1 protein-coding gene is annotated in these 3,473 nt (G+C 60.8%); it reads left to right on the top strand.

What is annotated here, in order from left to right:
• Positions 1-403 precede the first annotated feature (403 nt).
• The gene (locus B215_RS0117860; protein WP_037514175.1) at positions 404-2,917 is read left to right on the top strand and encodes a TonB-dependent receptor domain-containing protein; all 2,514 of its coding nucleotides are present in this window, start codon (positions 404-406) and stop codon (positions 2,915-2,917) included.
• Positions 2,918-3,473 lie beyond the last annotated feature (556 nt).

Genomic DNA, 3,473 nt, shown 5'->3' on the forward strand with positions numbered 1-3,473 from the left:
CCCGGAGAGGATTCGAACCTCCGACCTCTCGATTAGGAATCGAGAGGAAAGCCTTATTTTTCAACGCGCCTTACTACAAATTCTCGTTTTGTTCTCGTACGATATTCCGCGGCTTACGGCGAATTGTCAAAACGCCGTAAGCTTTCGATGTTCTACCCGTGTTCTGCTCTTTAGGCAAAACGACTCGAGGCTTTGTGCTCGCCCTTCGAGTCGCATTTTGCACCGCTTAGTTTCGGTCGCGGCCAGTGCTTGAATGCCTTCGGATTTCGGCTGCTAGCCGGGCAGACGGCTTCCGAGCTCTCCGAATCCTCCTAGTACAACTCCCTACGTAACGTTTTTCACTCCTTAACCGCCTCGCCTGCACAGACGGCCCCGGACACAAACCAGAAAAGTGGGGTCTCCCGTGAATAACTTCCGTCTCGTGCTGGCGACTTCGTGCGCTCTCTTCGCAACCGCGGCTCACGCGCAGGATCAGGCGCTTGGCGAAGGCACCCCCGCCTCGCGCAGCGCCAAAGCAGCGCCGGCCGCAACGGCCAAGCAGTCGTTCACGACGGGCGTCGCCAAGGGACGCGACCTGCTCGACTCGGCCATCTCTGCAAGCTCGATCGACGAAGAGCAGATCCAGAAGATCGGGACTCGTTCGATCGCCGAAGTGTTGGCCAACATACCCGGCATCCGCGCCGAAACCGCCGGCACCGACGGCCTGACCGCAATCACGATCCGCGGCCTGCCCATGGCTGCCGACGGCTCGAAGTTCCTGCAAATACAGGAAGACGGCCTGCCCGTGCTCGAGTTCGGCGACATCCACTTCGCTGCCACCACGGCCTTCCTGCGCACCGACCTCAGCCTGTCCCAGGTACAGGCTATCCGTGGCGGTTCGGCGTCCACCTTCGCGTCCAACTCGCCGGGCGGCCTGGTCAACTTCATCTCGAAGACCGGCGAGGAAGAAGGCGGCACGATCCAGCTCTCCTCAGGCATCGATCATGAACTCGGTCGCGTCGACTTCAACTATGGTGGGCACCTGAGCAAGACCGTGCGCTTCAACGTAGGCGGCTTCTATCGTCAGGGCGAAGGCCCCCGCGCGACCGGCTTCGACGCATTCAAGGGCGGCCAGATCAAGCTGAACGTCACCAAGACGTTCGAGAACGGCTATGTTCGTGTCTACGGCAAGTATCTTGACGACCGCGAACCCAACTACGCGATGATGCCGGTTGCCGTCCGCGGCACCAATGCCGATCCCGTATACAGCACGATTGCTGGCTTCGATCCCCGTAAAGACACCCTCGACTCGCGCTTCAAGTCGTCGATCCTTGCGCTGGACGGTAACAACAACGTCACCAACCTGAACCTGCTAGACGGCAATCGCAGCAAGGTGGCTTCGCTCGGCCTGGAAGCGCAGTTCGACATTGCCGGGTGGACGTTCAGCAACCGCATGCGCTACGCCTCGATCTCGGGTAGTTACAACGAGAGCAGCTCGTTGGCGTTGCTGCCGGCTGTAGCCGTAGCACCGACGCTGGGTGGTCCGGGCGCGACGCTGCGCTATGCCACTGGCCCGAAGTCCGGTCAGACGATCACCAATCTCGCATCGCTGAACGGCAACGGGCTGATGATGTACGGCCTGGCCATCCATTCAGACCTCGACAAACTCGACAACTTCACCAACGATTTCCGCGGGAGTCGCGTGTGGAACGTCGGCGAGGGCAAGCTGACGACAACTGCCGGGTTCTATGCCTCGTCGCAGGCGCTCTGGCAAAACCTGAACCTGATGACGAACGTGTTCGACATCGCGCCGAACGGGGGTTCGGCTTATGTCGATGTGGTCACCGCTACGGGCACCTCGGTTACTCAAGGCGGCGTGGTAAACTACGGTATCTCGGGTGGTTCCGCGTATCGCCGCCGCTACGACCTCGATTACCGGGTGTTCGCTCCCTATGGCTCGATCAACTACCAGATCGGTGCGCTCTCGGTCGGCGCCAGCATGCGCTATGATTTCGGAAAGGTCAGCGGCACGCTCTATGGCGCCGATCTCGGCGGCGGACGCATGGGTACGGCACCGGTCGACATGAACCGCGACGGCACGATTGCACCGGCCGAACGTGCGGTCGCCGTACTGCCGCTCTCGCGCCCTGGCGTGGCAGACTATAGCTACAAATACGCCTCCTACTCCGTCGGCGTGAACTATCGCGTCGCAGAACCGCTGTCGGTGTTCGCGCGCTACAGCCGTGGCGGGCGCGCCACTGCTGAACGCCTGTTCTTCTCGCCCGCCGTCAACCCCGCCTCCGGCGCGCTGACCGATCCGGCTATGGCCTATGGGCCGGTGAAGCAGGCAGAAGGCGGCGTGAAGTTCCGCAAGGACGGCGTCACGCTGTTCGCCACCGGCTTCTGGGCCTCGACTCAGGACAAGAACCTGCAGATCGGCGCCAACGCCACCGGCAACACCGTCGTGCTGCAGATCGATCGCGACTACAGTGCCAAGGGCGTTGAAGTGGAAGGCCTGTTCGAGCAAGGGCCGTTCGGGTTGCGGCTTGGTGCTACCTACACCAAGGCCACGATTGATGCGGACAAGGCGGACAAGACGCTGGTGGGCAACACGCCGCGCCACCAGCCGGACTTGATCTTCCAGGCGACGCCGCAGTTCGAAGTGAAGCACTTCACCATCGGCACCAATGTGCTGGGCACCACCAGCAGCTTCGCCCAGGACAACAACGTGCTGAAGCAGCCGGGCTATGCCATCGTCAGCCCGTTCGTCCAGGTTCGCCCGGTCGACGGCATTCAGATCGGCCTGAACGTGTTCAACGTGTTCGACAAGCTCGCCTTCGTCTCGGTCAATTCGGCTGCGATCCCGGCTTCCGGCATCGTCACCGCGCAGACCCTCACCGGCCGCACGGTCACTGCTTCGGTCCGCTTCAGCTTCTGATCCAGCGGACGTGGCAACGAGGGCGGCCCCGCACTTAGGTGCGGGGCCGCCTTTTCTTTACCTACGAGCCAACGCCTAGTATTGATCCAGTGTCGTAACAATATTGATCCGCAGCATGATGTTTCATTCGGACCACCCAAACCAGATAAACATTGCGCGCCCTTTTTATTTATGGTTAACCTATTATTAGTCTTCACTAGGTAGAAGGCTCCCAGATGGACCCTTGCCTATTCGGGCGCTTCCTTCGGGAGGCGCCCGACTTTTTTCTGACTCGCTGTCCATCAATCAGTGGATCTGCTTCGATCTCGCGACCCATGAAGGCAATCATCGGCTGATTCCCGTGGCTCTCGCACCGCGAGCGCGCAAGATGCTTCCCAATGTTATTTGCGGACTAGTGGGCGTTGCTGTTCGAATGTTGGCACTGACCATCCTGCCGTGCTCACCCCCCTTCCCTGCCGCCAATCTGCTTAGCGGCCTTGCGCCCGTTGCGGCGGTGTGATGCATCGACTCAGCGTAAGCGTCCGACCTGACCCGTATTGCGTGGCAACTTCTGCTG

It is taken from the genome of Sphingomonas sp. ATCC 31555 (assembly GCF_000282895.1).
Lineage (GTDB): Bacteria > Pseudomonadota > Alphaproteobacteria > Sphingomonadales > Sphingomonadaceae > Sphingomonas.